This is a genomic window from Cytobacillus pseudoceanisediminis (assembly GCF_023516215.1).
GTDB lineage: Bacteria > Bacillota > Bacilli > Bacillales > Cytobacillaceae > Cytobacillus > Cytobacillus pseudoceanisediminis.
Genome location: NZ_CP097349.1, coordinates 1,848,702 through 1,865,504, shown reverse-complemented (window position 1 = coordinate 1,865,504; position 16,803 = coordinate 1,848,702). Strand labels below are relative to the sequence as shown.

The following is a 16,803-nucleotide window of genomic DNA, read 5'->3' as shown; positions in this document are numbered from 1 at the left end:
AAGCCTGCTATGCATTCTGAGCATTAGCAGGCTTTCTTATTATCTATTTTTTCCAACTAATTTGATTGATTGATGTCCGCTGTGAGGGTGAGGTGAAAAAAGAATATGATCCAGATACAGAGCTTCCAGCTTTCGGTCACTTAAATTGAACAAGCTATGATTATGCTGGAATTTAGATAGAGATAATAATTTGCTGATTAACGTTTCTCTGTTTAATGGCATGTAATGAACCCTCCCTTTTGTTAGTTTTATTTTAATTCATATTTATCCGATTAGTCAAGTAGGGATTAATAAATTAAAATCGACCCTGTTTTAATTATTAGAATTTTCAGCTTTTAGTTGGCCCTTTTATGCTAAAATATGTCTAATGAGTACATAAAAAGGAGATTTATTATGAAAAACACAGCACTTTTCATAAATAATCATTTGCTGGATTTAATTTTTGAATGTACATATTATGGGATTGTGATCGTGGACACTGAAGGAATCATACAATATATGAGCAATAATTATTGTGATTTTCTAGATGTCCAGAGAGACGAGGTAATTGGCAGGCATGCCACAGAGGTGATTGAAAATACCAAAATGCACCTGGTTGCACAAACAGGAAAGCAGGATTTTGCTGATCTGCAATTTCTGCAGGGCGATTTTGTTATCGCAAATCGAATTCCGATTATCGAAAATAATCAAATTATCGGAGCAGTCGGGACGATTATTTTTCGTGATTTGGATGAATGGAAGAAATTGAACAGTCATATAAAAGGGGTATTATCCGAGCTTAATTATTATCGAAGCGAGTGGAATGAATCAAATGGATTAAGATATTCTCTTCATGATTTGATAGGGGAAACAGAGGAGATTATAGATCTGAAGGAAAGGGTCATGCGCATTTCAAGAGGGGATATCTCCATACTATTGAGGGGGAGAGCGGTACAGGAAAGGAGATCCTGGCACAAAGCATTCACCAGCTGAGTGAAAGAAGCGACAAACCTTTTGTAAAAGTAAATTGCGGTTCCATACCTGAGCATTTATTGGAATCTGAGCTGTTCGGCTATGAGGATGGTGCATTCACAGGCGCAAGAAAAGGCGGTAAGATAGGAAAATTCCATTTGGCTGATGGGGGAACCATTTTCCTTGATGAAGTAGGGGACATGCCTTTACATATGCAGGTGAAACTTTTACGAGTTCTGCAGGAAAGGGAATTTGAGCCTATAGGAGCCCTGCAGCCTAAAAAAGTGAATGTGCGTGTTATTGCCGCAACAAATCGTCCACTTGAAAAAATGATCAATGATCATTTATTCCGGGAAGACTTGTTTTACAGGATTAATGCAGTTCAGTTATTTATACCGCCTTTAAGATCGAGAAGATCTGATTTGCCCCTCCTGACTGAACACTTTTTAAGGAAAGCGTCAAAGCGGATAGGCAAGAGGGTGACAGGAACAAGTCCAAAAGCAGCTGCACTGATTAAACAATATGACTGGCCGGGGAATATCCGTGAATTAGAGAATGTTCTGGAAGCCAGTGTCCATTTAACGGATAGCGAAACAATTGGATTGGAAGAACTTCCTGATTATTTAAAAGGCGGGAAAGAGAAATCAGTAATCAAAAATTTAAAACTTCTTTTGGAGGAAACTGAAAAGAATGCTATCGAAACAGCCTTAAAAAAATACAGCCAGGACAAAAATAAAGCTGCCGAATCATTGGGAATAGGCAATTCTACTATTTACGATAAAATAAAAAAATATAATATTACCTCATAATGCCAAAAATCCGGGAACTCGGAATTCAATCCGAAATCCCGGATTTTTGTTTTCTTCCTAGTAGCATTACATAGCTAAATACAAGAATATGTAATTTACTTTCTGAAAAGTCGGAAAAATAATCTGCTTATCTGGCTGTAAAACTATTATCTAAAGTATTTTCAAACTGGCACAAAACTTGCAATAGATTTTTAGCATGAAAGCCTTTATATAAAATGTATACGCTTACATTAGTGAAGGAGGAAGATTTTTTTGGATATTGGACATTTTACACGGAAGATGGCACTTGATTTCAATAGTGAAAACCCTATGAAAGTAGCAATAAAAGAAGAAACAGGCAGGAAATGGACATACGACTGTCTTCATCGGACTTCAAACTCCTATGCAAATAAGCTTAAGGAACTTGGCGTCAAAAAAGGCGAGCGTGTAGGTATACTGCTTTATAACTGTCTTGAATATTTCGCGCTGTATTTTGCAGCTGCGAAAATCGGGGCTATTGCTGTCCGTCTAAACTTCCGGCTGACCAGCAATGAATTTGAGTATGCCTTAAATGATTCTGGTACAAAAATACTATGTTTTCATTTAAAGCTAACTCCTCAGCTTGAAGACATCCGTAAACATGTAGGAGTGGAAAGATATCTTTGTCTAGCGGATAAGGATGAATCAAAGCCTGCATGGGCTCAAGGCTGGGATTTACTGGATGGGGGCGCCGAGGATGAAATCAATACAGATTCCATAGGATTAAGCGATCCCTTAATGCTAATGTATACGTCCGGGACTACCGGGAGACCGAAAGGAGCCATCTGGACACACGAAACGACTTATTGGTTTTCTGTCATGCAGGCGCTTAAATGGAATTTTAATGGCAAGGAAATTGGAATGACAACAGGACCGCTCTATCATGTGGGAGCGATGGAAGATATCGCGCTTCCTATTTTAATGATGGGCGGTACCGTAGTGATAACCGGCAGCAAAGGTTTTGAAATAAACAGGATCCTGGCAGTGATTGAAAAGGAATCAGTCACCGACTGTTTTCTCTTTCCGTTTATGATTTATGAAATGCTTAACCTGTCTTCATTATCCGATTTTAGATTTACACATTTAAAAACTATTTATACAGGCGGAGACCCTTTAATGCCTTGGGCTATTGAAAAATTAAAAGTGAATTTTCCTCATATCGGGGTGGTTCAGGTTTATGGACTTACAGAAGGTACGCCGATTGCGGCCTGTCTGGATCCAGAAGATGCCTGTAAAAAAGGCGAGACGGTAGGGAGGCCATTGCCATTGACTGAAATCCAGATTATTGATCAAAATAGAAGGCCTCTTCCTCCAGGGGAAATTGGAGAAATTGTGATCAAAAGCCCTGCAGTGTCAGCTGGCTATTGGCGAAAGCCGGAAGCCACCAAAGAGACATTTACAGGTGGATGGTGCAGAACAGGTGATTTAGGAGGGCTGGATGAGGATGGATATTTATCCATTGCTGGAAGGAAAAAGATATGATCCGAAGCGGTGGAGAAAATGTGTACGCTGCTGAAATTGAAGATGTCCTGTACCGGCTTGAGGGAGTGAAAGAAGTATCCATTATCGGTGTCCCTGATCCGAAATATATTGAAGCTGTTTGTGCAGTCATAGTCAGGAAGGATGGCTGTATTCTTACAGAAGAAGAGGTTATCAACCACTGCAAAAAGTATCTTGCGAGTTACAAAAAACCGAGGAAAGTCATCTTTACAGAGAAACTGCCCCGCACACCATCCGGTAAAGTTCAAAAGTTCATGCTCAGAGAACAATATAGCTCATGAAGGAGGGACAGATTTGGAAAAGACAAAAGCTGTTTCCTGGTCAGTTCAAAGTAATATTGCCATTATTAAGATTGCTAATCCGCCATTAAATGTTCTGAGTGCCGAAGTAATTGAGTTATTGTCACATACAGCAGATAAGATTGAAAGCGATTCCAATATTAAGGCTGTAATCATAACAGGGGCTGGAGAAAGGGCTTTTGTCGCCGGAGGCGACATAAAAGGCTTTCCGGATTGGATGGGAAAAGGAATTGAATTCGCAAAAGAAAAGTCTCTTTGGCTGCAGGAACCCTTAAATAAACTTGAAAGGCTGCCTCAGCCAACGATTGCTGCCATCAATGGGTTTGCTTTGGGTGGCGGTTGTGAATTGGCTTTAAGCTGTGACATCCGGATAGGAGAGGAGCACATAAAAATTGGGCTGCCCGAAATAAAGCTTGGCTTATTTCCAGGTGCGGGAGGAACTCAGCGGCTTTCACGTCTTGTTGGTAAATCAAAAGCCAAAGAGCTGATCTTCATTGGTGAGCCGATATCTGCACAGGAGGCCTGGAGGATAGGGTTAATTAACCGTATTGCCCCAAAAGGAAAGTCGCTTGAAATGGCTCTGGATCTTGCTGAGTCAATCAGTGCACATTCTTTGCCAGCACTTACTTTTGCCAAACGATCGATCGATAAAGGTTATGAGCAAAAACTTGAGATTGCACTAATCACCGAGGCTGAATATTTTGGACAGGTATTTCAAACTGAAGATGTAAAAGAAGGTGTCGGTGCTTTTATTCAAAAAAGGGATCCTAAATTTACTGATCAGTAGCTAAAAGAATAGGAGGTATTGGTATGTTTGGATTATCGCCATTAATGACTTTTATGTTATTTGGTTTTTGGCCGCTGTCATTGGCAGCCGCAGGTATATGGGGAGTATTGGCATTTAAAAATTCAGGGGAAGAGGAGGATGCTTTATGATATTGGCCATCGGAATTATTTATCTTCTTGTCATACTCGTTATCGGGTTATTATCCATGAGACACCAAAAAGACATGGACACCTTCTATACCGGGGGCGGAGATTTGGCCCGTGGCTGGTCGCTTTGGCTGTTTCTTCCACAACCATGTCAGGTTACGGTTTTATTGGACTGACCGGGCTGGTATATGAGCATGGCTATGCCATTTTTATGATCGGTATTTTTGCCACTGCCGGAATCTTTGTAAGCTTCTTGATATTGGCAAAGCCGATGAGGAGAATTACACAAAAATTTGGCGCACTGACCATTCCGGACTTATTGGAAATCCGCTATAACAGCAAAACTGTGCGGGGCATTACTGCACTTGCCATCCTTGGCGGAGCAATTGGCTATCAGATGGCTCAATATAAAGCATTGGGCAATATGCTTGAAACCGTATTAGGGGTTGATTATAAGCTTGCTTTATTTATAGGAGTGGCCATTTTAACGGTATATGTTGTCGGCGGAGGAATGATCAGTGCCGTCTGGACAGACTTTATTCAAATGATTGTCATGATTGTGGGCGCTTTAATTGTTTTTATAGGCGGAATGAAAATGGTTGGCGGCATGTCCCAAATGAATGCTGAGCTGACAGCTATTAATCCTGATATGGTTCAGGCCTTCCATACTACAGGCCCAATCGGAATTTTTGCTTTCATATCCTATTTCTTTATTTACGTAATCGGTCATCAGGGTCAGCCGCATGTTGTAACCAAATTCTATATGATCAGAAAAATTTCCATGCTAAAGTGGGCTTGTATTATTGCGGCTTCAACTTACGCGATAACAGCTTTATTGTGGTTTGTTGGCCTTTATACACGAGTAATGGTAAATCGCGGAGAAATGGCAGCACCGGCAACTCCTGATATGGTGGCGCCGATGTTTATCGAAAACTTTTTCCCGCCTGTTGTTGCAGGAATCATATTTGCTGCTGTCATGGCAGCGATCATGTCGACTAGCGAAGCATTTCTTCTAGTCGCGAGTTCATCGATTGTAAGGGACATCTACCAGCAGATCATTAAGAAAGGTGAAAAATTGTCTGAGAAAAAGGAATTGGCGCTATCCAGATGGTTCACTCTTGCGATTATAGCTGTCACATTCCTGCTTTCCCTAAATCCCCCTGATCTCGTTGGCTGGCTGGGCAATGCATCATGGGGTATCTTCTCAGCATCATTGCTGCCTGTATTAAGCATCGGCCTATTGTGGAGGCGTGCAACGAAGACAGCTGCTATTTGTTCATCTGTTTTAGGGTTCATCTCCAGCCTTGGTCTATACATTCTGAAAGTAAAAGGAATTTATGTTCCAGCACTTGATACAGGGGCGATTGCTATGATCATCTCGACCATATCATTAGTTGGTATCTCCCTTATCACAAAGCCTGCATCAAGTCCAATCTTTGAAGATAAGCCAAAAGGATCTGCCAAAACCGAAGATCCGGCAGCAGCTAACTTCTCATAAAATGGCGCCAGGCACCTATACCGCTTTAACAACATGGTATAGGTGCCTGGTACTTTTCATGAATAAATAAGCACCACTGATCCCAAAATAAAAACACTTTCAAATAGGGAGGATTATTCATGAGAGAAACGTGTTTTTATTGTACGAAAGAGATCACGGACAAACAAATGCATTTGATTTCGTTTGATATGGCAGAAAATGAACGGGAAGAAATCCTCTGCAAAGAATGTTATAGTGAATGGCTTCATGGGATAAAAGGTTAAGTAAGAAATAGGGAGGTTTTAGCATGAAATGGGACAAAGATGAAAATGAAAAATCAAAAGTTGAAACGGCTGAAGAAGTGCTTGAAATCAGTTCAACAGGCTATGGTTTAGAATCTGTTTCAGAAAGTGAAGTTAATTCTCATGAAAAAGAACGGGAAAATCCGTCCGGCTGCGGAGGAGTATAATAGCTTGTAAAACGTCTGCAACCCGCAGGCGTTTTTAAATAGTAAAAAAGGTACAACTTAACTTGCAGCAATGCAGGAATACCTCATATCGCCGGTGAATACAATTAGAAAATGGAAACAGTTTCCTAAATAGAGAGAGGAAGCTAATATTTAAAAAGCTGGGGGAAAAATGAGTAAGCGAAAATGGGGAATATCACTTTTGTTGATTGTCTGTTTCATAGGATTAGCCGGGTGTTCAGGTAAAGTTGCCGGCGATAATGAGCTGGAGAAAAAGACAGCGGAAAGGGCTAAAGAAGATGAAGAAAAGTCCAAAGAGGAGGCAAAAGAAGAGGAGCAGGCCAAAGAGGAAGAAAAGAAGGAAGAAGTAAAACCGGTTGTGGTCAATGTGATCGATCCCAATACAAAAGCAGTACTTAAAACCTTCAGCCCTGCTGAGATGGGCTTTGGAGGTGAAGATGAAAAATATAAGGCAGAACTTGCCCAATGGGCTAAAGAAATAGCACGGGGCACGGATGCAAAGCAAGGGTATGATCAAAGAATGACCCTTGATAAATTAGGTCCGGATGGGAAAATTATTAAGGGGCAGCCTGAAATTATCCTTGAAGAAAGTGAATTGGTGCAGAGGATTATTGATTCGTCTGTAAGCGGAGGCGATGTCGAACTGCCGCTCTATGTATCTGAAAGTGGATATGACCCTGCAGATGTACCCTATCTGGGTGAAGTGGTCGTTGCGTCATATACAACCCGTTTTAACAGTGGTGTGGCAGGCAGAACAAAAAATATTGAACTCTCTGCAGAAGCCATCAATAATATTATTCTAGGTGTCGGAGATCATTTTTCTTTTAATACAACTGTGGGTCCCAGTGATGAAGCTCATGGATATCAGCCTGCTGAAGAAGCCATTAATGGCAAGCTCGTGATGGGCATTGGCGGCGGTATTTGCCAAACATCCTCCACACTTTTCAATGCCGTCGATAAAGTCGGGGTCAGCTATGTCGAAAAACACCACCATTCCGTGACGGTGGGCTATGTCCCTAAGGGCAGGGATGCAACCGTGTCCTATGGAGGAAAAGACTTCAGATTTGAAAATACTACGGGCATCCCTCTTCTTGTAAAAGCAAACTTTGGAAATGGTGTTTTAACGATTGAAATCAGAACAGCAAAAAAATATGAAGGATTACTGAAGAAAGCAGTATGATGGCAGCATGCACCTATACCAGGTTTCCGGTAAGGTGCCTGTCTTGTTTTTAAACCACTCTTGCATTGACAGAATAAATTGCTGAAAAAATAAGCAAAAAGCGGAGGGGTTTGTCCACACCTTTTTAGTCCCTCTTAATACAATAATATAGAAGATCTCCTCCCTAAGGATCTTTGGTCTGCATAGTCGCCGCTAATCTGCCAGCCGGATTAGCGGCATTTTCTTTGTTATATGCAAATAATGAGAAAGGAAGAGAATTTTCTGTAAATACATGAGCTGATAGGTAAAAAGGACCTGACTTACCAGGTGTGTTCATGTTAAATTATAAGTAGAATATCCTATTTTATCTGGAAAAGAGGAAAGTCATGAAATTATCTGTGGCAAAAAAACTGTTCCTCGGGTTTTTATCTGTCCTTTTATTATTTGGTCTTGTAGCCGGTTTATCGAATTATGAACTCGGTAACGTTAACCGAAATTATCAAAGCTTACTAGATGAAAGTGTCTCTGAAGTGATGCTTGTAAAAACCCTGAAGGCAGAGCTTATGAATGAAGCAGGGGAATCCGAGGCTACCTCCTGACAGGCGACTCTACATATCTCAGTGACTATGAAAGTTCCCGCAAGAGAATGGAACATCATATTAATGAACTGAATAAATTAACCGCCAATAAAGAAGAAAAGGCGCTGGCGAAAGAGCTGAAAGTGCTCCATGATCGCTACCAGAGCATTATTGATAAGGAAATTAAGTTTAAGCTGGAAGATAATAATGCATACATGTCATTAGTTGAAACCTCTGATAAACAGGTCAGCCAGGATTTTAACAAAAAAGCGGATGAACTTGTAAAATTTTACGAATCCCAATTAGATGCCGGGATAAATGAAACAGTATCCAGCGTAAAATCCGCTCAGGTCATTACTTTAATCATTACGATTGCAGCCATTCTGGCTGCGATGGCGATCGCTTATTTTATAAGCAGAATGATTTCAAGGCCGATAAATCAGGCTGCAGCCACGATAGACAAGGTGGCTGGAGGAGATTTAAGCCAGAGCTCCATTAAAGTGAAAAACAGGGATGAAATAGGAGCGTTTATTTTATCTTTAAATAAGATGGTAAAAGACTTGAGATCTGTGGTCAGCCAGGTAAGAAGCACTTCAGAACAAGTTGCATCAAGCAGTGAGGAACTGGCTGCGAGTGCAGAGGAAAGTTCATTGGCTTCTGAACAGGTTGCTGCCATTTCACAAAAAAATGCCCTTGGCACTGAACAGCAGCTTTACCGTTTTAGAGAGGTATCTTCTTCAATGGAAGAGATTGCTTCCGGAATGCAGCAGATTTCGTCAAGCAGCGAGCTGATGCTTGAAGCAGCAGAAAAAACTGATTTCTTAACTAAAAAAGGCACTAAATCAGTCGAAAATGTTGTAAGGCAGATGAATGAAATAAATATTTCGGTAGGCGATGCCACACAGTATATTTATACGCTCGAATCCCGATCAAGAGAAATAAGCAATATTGTGGAACTGATCACCACTATCGCCGAGCAGACCAATTTGCTTGCACTCAATGCTGCCATTGAAGCTGCAAGGGCTGGTGAGCATGGCAGGGGCTTTTCGGTTGTCGCAGATGAAGTCCGCAAACTGGCAGAGGGTTCCAAACAATCTGCTGTTCAGATTCAGCAAATGATCGGACTTGTTCAGGAAGAAACAAAGCAGGCCGTTCAGGCAATGGAGAAAGGGAATGACCAGGTAAAAGAAGGCCTTGAAGACACGATGGAAGCAAGTGCTGCTTTTGCCGAAATCGCCGATTCAATGGGTAATGTAACATATAAAGTCGAGGAAGTTTCATCCTCAGTGGAGGAACTGACTGCCTTAACCAGCCAGATCATTGAAGTCATGACAAATGTGCAGGACATTTCAGAAAAAAATGCAGCAGCTTCACAGGAAACTTCTGCCGCAACAGAAGAACAGCTCGCGACAATGGAAGAAGTATCAACATCAGCAGGATCACTTGCAAAGCTTGCGGAAGAACTGCAGGAGGTTGTATCGAGATTTAAATTATAAAAGGGACTCAGCTGAGTCCCTTTTGATTTGTATTATAAGATTTTAATGGTTAAGGGATACAGATATGGAATAAACGGCTCCTCAATTTCTTTCCATTCCTTAATTTTAATCAGAGGAAGCTCCGTCCCATTATAGGATGCCTTATCTATGACTCCGCTAACTTTAACCCACATATTATCATAGAGTTCCGGAGCTTCCTCCATTTCTGAAAGAAAGCCAATCATACTTGCATCTGCCACACAATGCGTAATCAAAAACCTCGAAATGACAAGCTGATTGGAAGCAAGTCCTTCTTCTTTATATATAAATCCCTGAAATTCAATTTCCCTGCCAATGAATTTATCAATATCCTTACTGATTTCCTCATAATACAAGCTAAAAACTTTATCATCCATCTTAATAGCAGAAGCCGAATAAAGGTCCTTTTTTAATTGCTCAAACTCTTCATTGGATATTTCCTCTACTTCTTCATTTACAGACAGGTCATGTTCCAGCTCCTCAACTTCTTCCAGCTCTTCTTCAAAAGAATAGTCTTCAAGGTCAAAGTCTGATTCTTCAGAGCCTGCCGATGTATTCACCTCTTGTTTTTGATTCCCAAGTATGGCCAGCCCGCCTTTCTTTTCAGCAATTGAAGCATCAAGCGTCCTCGCGGGTAAGAAGAATCCTGTTAAAAGTGGAAATAATATAATAGAGTATGAAAGCAGCTTTTTACCTGTAAACGGTGTATCACCATGATCATGGTGATGAGAACAGCTATGATCGTCATGGTGGCAGCAATCCTCGCCGTGATGGTGTTCGTGATCCTCTTTTTCTCTTTTGGAACTCCATATCCTGGTAATCTGAATAAAAAATAAAAATAAAAACAGTATGGAAGCGGATTGACTTAAGCGGACATACTTCGGATTAATATATTTGGTTATATCGCCTGTATAATGAAGCTGAAAAATCAGTCCGCAAAAAGCCAGTAGAATCAGCGCCCTCAATGCCTGCTGAAAATGGATTTTCATAGCAATCCTCCTAAATGAAATTCTGTACAAGAACCAGCGTGAAAAAGACAACGGAAGCGGTCAGCGCTAATACCCCAAGAACAAACTTCATCCGAAACACACTAAGCATCATGATTGTATTTTTAAAATCGATCATTGGACCAAAGATCAGGAACCCCAGTACGGAAGACTTAGGAAATATGCTGCTGAATGACGCACCAATAAAAGCGTCTGCCTCGGAGCATAGTGACAACACATAAGCAAAGCCCATCATGATCAGCAAGGATACAACCGGATTATCAGCATTTTGCAGAAATGTTTTTGCTGGCATATAGACTTGTACAATGGAAGCTAATAAAGCACCAATTATTAAATATTTGGCCATGTCAAAAAATTCATCGATTGAATGAGTCAGCATCGACCAAATCCGGTCCAGGAAAGAACGATTGTATTCGCTGCTGTGGGGTAAATGAAGATTATTTTTCAATTGCCCGGACTTAAAGAAGATGCTCACACTAAAGGCGACTATTATAGCAATTAGGAATCCAAGTCCCATTCTTAAGCCCGCCATTTCAAAATCGTTTCCAAAAGCCATGTATGTAGAAGCAATGACGATGGGATTAATCAAGGGCCCAGTCAGCATAAAACCAATCGCTGCATATACTGGAACACCCTTGGACATAAGACGGCGGATAATGGGGACAATTCCGCATTCACACGCTGGAAAAAGGGCGCCCGCCACACAGCTCATAACAACAGCAGCCGTTCTATTTTTCGGTATCCACCTTTTTATATGGTCTTCTGTAATGAAAATTTGGATAAACCCTGCAATCAGCACACCTATCAGGACAAAAGGCAACGCTTCTATTAAGATGCTGATAAAGATAACATTCAAATTTAACAGAGAAGGGGGAATATCAAAAGATAAACCTAAGCCAGAGCTGAAAGATATTAAATATACCAGAATGGCTATCAAAATTATGCCCGTTATATCAATGATATGGCTGCGAAAAACTCGATTCATAGTATCCTCCTGTGGTTAAAATCGTAATGATTTCGTTTTATACTCTATATTAATTTTATGATATTGTAAATGGGATTATGAGCATTTTGAAAGGATAGGAGAATTGGAGGATAAAAAAATATAAAGTCTATCCTTGCAATCGTAAGAAAATTTTAATATGATTTAAATCGTAACAATTACGATTTAATAAAAATCCACCAATATTCTCGAGTAAACACTATATCTAATCAGGGTGAGGGGGAGTAATCAAAAATAAATCGTAATAATTACTATTTATACCGAAAAAAGGAGAGAATCCATGATAAAGAAGTTACCCGTCACTGTACTGAGCGGCTATTTAGGTTCAGGAAAGACCACTCTGCTCAACCACATACTACATAATCGCAGCAATAAGAAAATTGCAGTGATTGTAAACGATATGAGTGAAGTCAACATAGACGCATCCATGGTAAAAAAGGCGGTTTTACCAGAACCGATGAAAAGCTGGTTGAGCTTCAAAACGGCTGTATCTGCTGTACCCTGAGAGAAGACTTAATGATAGAAGTGGAAAGGCTGGTTAAAGAAGGGGATATCGATTATATCCTGATTGAATCCTCAGGCATCTCAGAACCTATTCCGATTGCCCAGACTTTTACTTATATGGATGAAAGTTTGGGTATTAACCTTTCAAAATGGTGCACTCTTGACACCATGGTTACAGTTGTAGATGCAAATCGTTTTTGGCATGACTTTGCATCCGGAGAAACTCTGCTGGACCGCAAACAGGGCACAGATGAAAGTGACGTTCGGGAAATTGTTGACTTATTAATTGATCAAATAGAATTCGCAAATGTTATAGTGCTGAACAAGATGGATTTGGTTGATCCGGAAAGCGCTGATGAGCTTAGGGCTATATTAGAAAAGTTAAATCCTGAAGCGAAAATTATTAATGCCGTAAATTCAGGGGTTGAACCGGAAGAGATCCTTCATACTCGTCTTTTTGATTTTGAAACGGCGAGCCAGGGAGCAGGCTGGATTAAGGAGCTTAATGAGGAACATACACCGGAAACTGAAGAATATGGAATTTCATCCTTTGTATATAGAAGGAAAAGGCCTTTCCATCCAGAAAGATTCATGCAATGGCTAGAAGAATTCCCTGCAGATATTGTGAGAGCCAAAGGCTTTTTCTGGCTGGCTTCCCGAAATGACATGGCTGGGCTCCTGTCTCAGGCAGGGCCATCCATAACACTGCAAGGTGCCGGGGAATGGATAGCAGCCCTTCCAGAAGTGGAAAGAAACGAAATTTTAAAAAATGACCCAGAACTGCTTAATAGATGGGATAAGGAATTTGGAGACAGAATGACAGAGCTTGTATTCATTGGCATGGAAATGAAACAAGAAGAGGTTGCATCAAGCCTGGATGACTGCTTACTAACCGACAAAGAAATGAGTTCAGCCTGGAGCAGGCTGGCTGACAGGCTGCCACCTTTTAATTCTACTATGATGGAGGAAATAGTATGAGAGTGAAAATTACTTTGGCATGCATTGAAACAGGGGATCGCAACTATATAACAACCAAAATAAAAGAAATAATCCACATAGAATTGAATTAATGAAATACTCTCCAAAGCTAAAAAAACACACCCTGCACAGGGAGACAAAATAACATAATCGTTTCCTTTTAATGTCTGGATGAGCTCTGACGGAAACTAACAGAGCAATCTGAAAAATTATGTTGATTTTTCCCGGCCTTGCAGATATTCTCAAACTAGGAGATATACGGAATGGGAATTGAGATTCTATTATGTGGCAGAACATGTAATCATTTTAAGCTAAAATAGAGCAGCTTTCTCATAATGTCGGAAAGGTCTCTCTATTTTTAAAAATGATGAAAACAAGGTATGCCCTGCTGTGAATTCTTAAACCATAAGCTGGCAGATACCTTGTTGTGTATCTGCTTTTTTATTGGAATCTTTATCTCCTGGCTACCCCGCAGCAGGCCAAATTGGAGGGAAAGCTGATGAATCAACAGAATAAGACCGTTATTGTTACAGGTGTCAGCAGCCATAAAGGCATAGGTGCTGCTATATGCCGAAAGCTGGCTATCCGAGATTTTAACATATTCTTTACTTATTGGGATGCCGAGCCCCATTGGGAAAAAGTATTCAGCAAGGAGATATCGGAAAACGGGGTTGAATGCAAAGGTCTTGAAGCAGACTTATCGGATGTTCAATCAGCAGAAAAGGTGCTTGAATCTGCTGCCTTGACAGTTGGAAAGCCGATGATACTTGTTAATAATGCAGCTCATTCAACAAGAGATGGATATCTGGAGCTTGATGCAAAAACACTGGACGCACACTATGCGGTTAATATGAGAGCCCTATTTCTTCTCTGCACTGAATTCGCCAAAAGATTTCCGGATTGGAATTTACCTTACGGTCGAATCATTAATATGACTTCCGGACAAGAGCTGGGTCCAATGCCCGGTGAATTGGCTTATGCTTCTACTAAAGCAGCCATCACGGCATTTACCAGAACTCTGTCAACAGAAATTGCTCATTTAGGAATAACCGTCAATGCGATTAACCCTGGTCCAACAGACTCTACATGGATGGATGAAGGCATAAGAAATCACCTATTGCCTAAATTTCCAGCCGGCAGAATCGGCCAGCCTGAAGACGCAGCCAATCTTGCAGCATTTCTGGCAAGTGAAGAGTCAAAGTGGATAACAGGGCAGGTGATCCATTCCGAGGGAGGGTTCATTCGCGGTTAACCTAAAAGCAAGTGACATTTATTACAAATCTCAGCTATTTATATCATTTTTGATACAAAATACCCAAAAGGGTTTATTGATCTCCTCCAAATGTGTATAAATAGAAGTTATAGAGGGGAGAGACCTATGTTAAATTTATTAAATGACCCTGATTTTATTCAAAAGTGTGAAACTTCCTCCCCGCTTGAGATGGTTGAATACTTAACAGGCGGTAATATTAGAGGATTGGAAAAAATCGCTTTGGGCACGCTTGCAAACAGAAAACAGCTGCCGGCAAATGTCGTGAATGTCCTGATCGTTTATTTCTTCAGCACATTTGCGAATAAAGTATATGACCGAAATGATCTTGCCAGGCTTTATGATTACTGGGCATCGAATCATGTATACAGTTTTGCAAAAGCACAGGAAATGACTGGCGAGTATATTGAAAAAGTTCTGGCCGGCTTAAAATAATAGAGTAAATAAAAAGTTCATCCTAATTGGGATGAACCTTTTATGATATCATCTAATTCTTTTTATTGCTGTATGCACCTTCTATAGTCTGTTTCATCATTTGATGTCCAAGCACCGCAACGCCTGCTGCAACGATTCCGTTAAGGAGCCCTTCAAAAGAAAAGCCTAATGCCAGGCTGCCTGCGGAAACAGAAATGATTACAAGAATCCATACGATGGACCAATCAGGAATTTTTGGTGTCTGTTTCAATGCATACCCAATTACCCACAAGGCCGGGACCAGCATGTAATAATTCTGGTTTAAAAAATCCAGTAAGTTCAATCCATTCACCTCCTGATCCTGTTTTCTATATTTTATGAATGCATCATATAATTTGTTTGTCTGATTGTCTCTAAAATGGTAGATATATCATGATAGATTTACACATTTTGGAATCCGCGGAAGACGAAATAGTTTGAAAATTCCTTTTGCAAACGGGTGGTATAGTTGACATTCCTTCCTATAAGTGCTAAATTTGAATCAGCCGTTATGCATCGTGTTATATTTTGCTAGCTGCTTTTTCAACCGTTAGGCAATGGTCTGGATGAGTAATGAACGTAAAGTTATAAGCGTGTATATGGTGAATTTACACATGGCTTTTTCTAGCCAATAGGAGGATTTTTTCATGAAAAACGGTAAAGTAAAATGGTTCAATGCTGAAAAAGGTTTCGGATTCATCGAAGGTGAAGACGGAAACGACGTATTCGTACATTACTCTGCTATCCAATCTGAAGGTTTCAAATCTTTAGAAGAAGGCCAAGAAGTTTCTTTCGAAGTTGTTGAAGGTGCACGCGGACCTCAAGCAGCTAACGTAACTAAACTATAATCGACAGACCCATACAAAAACAGCCTGGCCATTTGGTCAGGCTGTTTTATTTATCAACGATTGTATATAAGTACATGCTATGCCACAACCTATGGGAAAAAGGGAAGGTGGTATAAGATGGATTTTTTATGGGAATCAGTCCTTTTAATTTTTTCAGGGGTATTGCTTTTACGTGTGGCCGGAAGAAAATCCATTTCGCAAATGACATTAGCTCAAACAGTTGTGATGATTTCAATAGGTACCATTATCATTCAGCCGATCATTGAGACAAGTGTTTGGAAAACGATTGTGGCAGCAGCTATCTTAATCGGATCATTAATATTAATGGAATATCTGCAGGTAAAGTTTAATTTTATTGAAAAATTTATAACGGGCAAATCCAAAATTGTGATTGAGGATGGGAAGCTAAAAACAGCAAATATGAGGAAGCTGCGCTTTACAGCTGATCAGCTGGAAATGAGGCTTAGAACCAACGGAATCACAAAAATTTCAGATGTCAAAATGGCTACGCTTGAACCGAATGGACAGCTTGGGTATGAGTTAATGAATGATGCGAAGCCTTTGACTGTTGGAGAATTTAAAAGGCTGATAGGAGAAATGATTTTGCAGTCACCCGTTCAGCCTGCACCACAAGCATCAGGTGATATATTTCAGGAGCTGAAAAAGGGGCATTCCCCGCCAAATTCAAAAGATCTGCACTAATTTTAAGCCGCATTGCGGCTTTTTTAAATTCATAATCCCCATCTTTCCCCTTTTAAAGTATTATTCAGATTCTTAATCTATAACAAAAAAGTGCTTGAAGTTTCGCGAGTTTCCTGTATAATTTTCAAACGTGAGTTATTTCAGAATAATTTCATATAAATCACTTATCAAGAGAGACTGAGGGACTGGCCCGAAGATGTCTCGGCAGCGGGCTCTATAGAGCGCTGTGCCAAATCCAGCAAGCATAGGTGCTTGGCAGATAAGAAGAGAACGATTGATTTGTTAAGATCTCTTCTTGCTTGAAGAGGTCTTT

General features: G+C 40.4%; 18 protein-coding genes, 3 pseudogenes and 1 riboswitch. Of the genes and pseudogenes, 17 read left to right on the top strand and 4 right to left on the bottom strand.

The genetic code is table 11. The features are described from left to right. Positions 1–39: 39 nt before the first annotated feature. A complete protein-coding gene (locus tag M5V91_RS09985; RefSeq protein ID WP_009334884.1) occupies positions 40–222 on the bottom strand; it encodes a hypothetical protein in 183 nt (60 codons plus the stop codon). Between the two features lie 171 nt (positions 223–393). Between M5V91_RS09985 and M5V91_RS09980 the strand changes: the two are divergent. The 11 genes and pseudogenes from M5V91_RS09980 (at position 394) to M5V91_RS09930 (ending at position 9,707) form a co-directional block, all read left to right on the top strand. Continuing rightward, positions 394–1,760: pseudogene (locus M5V91_RS09980) on the top strand (sigma-54 interaction domain-containing protein). A 252-nt stretch (positions 1,761–2,012) separates the two neighbouring features. After that, the gene (locus tag M5V91_RS09975) at positions 2,013–3,260 is read left to right on the top strand and encodes an AMP-binding protein (protein WP_284522072.1); all 1,248 of its coding nucleotides are present in this window, start codon (positions 2,013–2,015) and stop codon (positions 3,258–3,260) included. Then, the gene (locus M5V91_RS09970; protein ID WP_284522071.1) at positions 3,257–3,559 is read left to right on the top strand and encodes an AMP-binding enzyme; all 303 of its coding nucleotides are present in this window, start codon (positions 3,257–3,259) and stop codon (positions 3,557–3,559) included. Before M5V91_RS09975 ends, M5V91_RS09970 begins: the two co-directional genes overlap by 4 nt. A gap of 13 nt (positions 3,560–3,572) precedes the next feature. After that, complete coding sequence (locus M5V91_RS09965) at positions 3,573–4,364, top strand: enoyl-CoA hydratase (RefSeq protein ID WP_019382462.1); 792 nt, start codon at positions 3,573–3,575, stop codon at positions 4,362–4,364. Between the two features lie 23 nt (positions 4,365–4,387). After that, the gene (locus tag M5V91_RS09960) at positions 4,388–4,513 is read left to right on the top strand and encodes a hypothetical protein (protein WP_019382461.1); all 126 of its coding nucleotides are present in this window, start codon (positions 4,388–4,390) and stop codon (positions 4,511–4,513) included. Continuing rightward, positions 4,503–6,008 carry a sodium/proline symporter gene (locus tag M5V91_RS09955; protein WP_284522070.1) on the top strand — a complete coding sequence of 502 codons (1,506 nt, stop codon included), beginning with the start codon at positions 4,503–4,505 and terminating at the stop codon, positions 6,006–6,008. Before M5V91_RS09960 ends, M5V91_RS09955 begins: the two co-directional genes overlap by 11 nt. A gap of 119 nt (positions 6,009–6,127) precedes the next feature. Continuing rightward, positions 6,128–6,271 carry a hypothetical protein gene (locus M5V91_RS09950; protein WP_019382459.1) on the top strand — a complete coding sequence of 48 codons (144 nt, stop codon included), beginning with the start codon at positions 6,128–6,130 and terminating at the stop codon, positions 6,269–6,271. 23 nt (positions 6,272–6,294) lie between these two features. Then, positions 6,295–6,456: a hypothetical protein gene (locus M5V91_RS09945; protein WP_019382458.1), complete on the top strand. Its 162-nt coding sequence runs from the start codon at positions 6,295–6,297 to the stop codon at positions 6,454–6,456. 169 nt (positions 6,457–6,625) lie between these two features. Beyond that, positions 6,626–7,654, top strand: coding sequence for a VanW family protein (locus M5V91_RS09940; RefSeq protein WP_251175205.1), 1,029 nt, complete (start codon positions 6,626–6,628; stop codon positions 7,652–7,654). 365 nt (positions 7,655–8,019) lie between these two features. Further along, complete coding sequence (locus tag M5V91_RS09935) at positions 8,020–8,232, top strand: hypothetical protein (RefSeq protein WP_284522069.1); 213 nt, start codon at positions 8,020–8,022, stop codon at positions 8,230–8,232. Further along, positions 8,214–9,707, top strand: a complete 1,494-nt coding sequence (locus tag M5V91_RS09930) for a methyl-accepting chemotaxis protein (protein WP_369425985.1) — start codon at positions 8,214–8,216, stop codon at positions 9,705–9,707. The genes M5V91_RS09935 and M5V91_RS09930 overlap by 19 nt, the downstream gene beginning before the upstream one ends. A 32-nt stretch (positions 9,708–9,739) precedes the next feature. Here M5V91_RS09930 and M5V91_RS09925 read toward each other — a convergent pair whose 3' ends face one another. Continuing rightward, positions 9,740–10,714: a TIGR03943 family putative permease subunit gene (locus tag M5V91_RS09925; protein WP_009334832.1), complete on the bottom strand. Its 975-nt coding sequence runs from the start codon at positions 10,712–10,714 to the stop codon at positions 9,740–9,742. Positions 10,715–10,724: 10 nt separating this feature from the next. After that, the gene (locus M5V91_RS09920; protein ID WP_251175206.1) at positions 10,725–11,717 is read right to left on the bottom strand and encodes a permease; all 993 of its coding nucleotides are present in this window, start codon (positions 11,715–11,717) and stop codon (positions 10,725–10,727) included. A gap of 298 nt (positions 11,718–12,015) precedes the next feature. On the opposite strand from M5V91_RS09920, the pseudogene M5V91_RS09915 reads away from it, so the two are divergent. The 4 genes and pseudogenes from M5V91_RS09915 (at position 12,016) to M5V91_RS09900 (ending at position 14,922) form a co-directional block, all read left to right on the top strand. Then, positions 12,016–13,217 (top strand): annotated as a pseudogene (locus tag M5V91_RS09915) (GTP-binding protein). Further along, positions 13,214–13,362: pseudogene (gene rpmG / locus M5V91_RS09910) on the top strand (50S ribosomal protein L33). Before M5V91_RS09915 ends, rpmG begins: the two co-directional pseudogenes overlap by 4 nt. Positions 13,363–13,713: 351 nt before the next feature. After that, a complete protein-coding gene (locus M5V91_RS09905; RefSeq protein ID WP_374940705.1) occupies positions 13,714–14,469 on the top strand; it encodes an SDR family oxidoreductase in 756 nt (251 codons plus the stop codon). A 126-nt stretch (positions 14,470–14,595) separates the two neighbouring features. Further along, positions 14,596–14,922, top strand: coding sequence for a hypothetical protein (locus M5V91_RS09900; protein ID WP_251175208.1), 327 nt, complete (start codon positions 14,596–14,598; stop codon positions 14,920–14,922). 52 nt (positions 14,923–14,974) lie between these two features. Here M5V91_RS09900 and M5V91_RS09895 read toward each other — a convergent pair whose 3' ends face one another. Then, positions 14,975–15,253, bottom strand: a complete 279-nt coding sequence (locus tag M5V91_RS09895; protein ID WP_308937095.1) for a phage holin family protein — start codon at positions 15,251–15,253, stop codon at positions 14,975–14,977. Between the two features lie 334 nt (positions 15,254–15,587). Between M5V91_RS09895 and M5V91_RS09890 the strand changes: the two genes are divergently transcribed. Both M5V91_RS09890 and M5V91_RS09885 read left to right on the top strand, forming a co-directional pair. Beyond that, on the top strand, positions 15,588–15,788 hold the full coding sequence (locus M5V91_RS09890; RefSeq protein WP_009334826.1) for a cold-shock protein: 201 nt from the start codon (positions 15,588–15,590) through the stop codon (positions 15,786–15,788). A 117-nt stretch (positions 15,789–15,905) separates the two neighbouring features. Beyond that, positions 15,906–16,490, top strand: coding sequence for a DUF421 domain-containing protein (locus M5V91_RS09885; RefSeq protein ID WP_019382452.1), 585 nt, complete (start codon positions 15,906–15,908; stop codon positions 16,488–16,490). Between the two features lie 161 nt (positions 16,491–16,651). Then, positions 16,652–16,756, top strand: a riboswitch (SAM riboswitch). Positions 16,757–16,803: the final 47 nt, after the last annotated feature.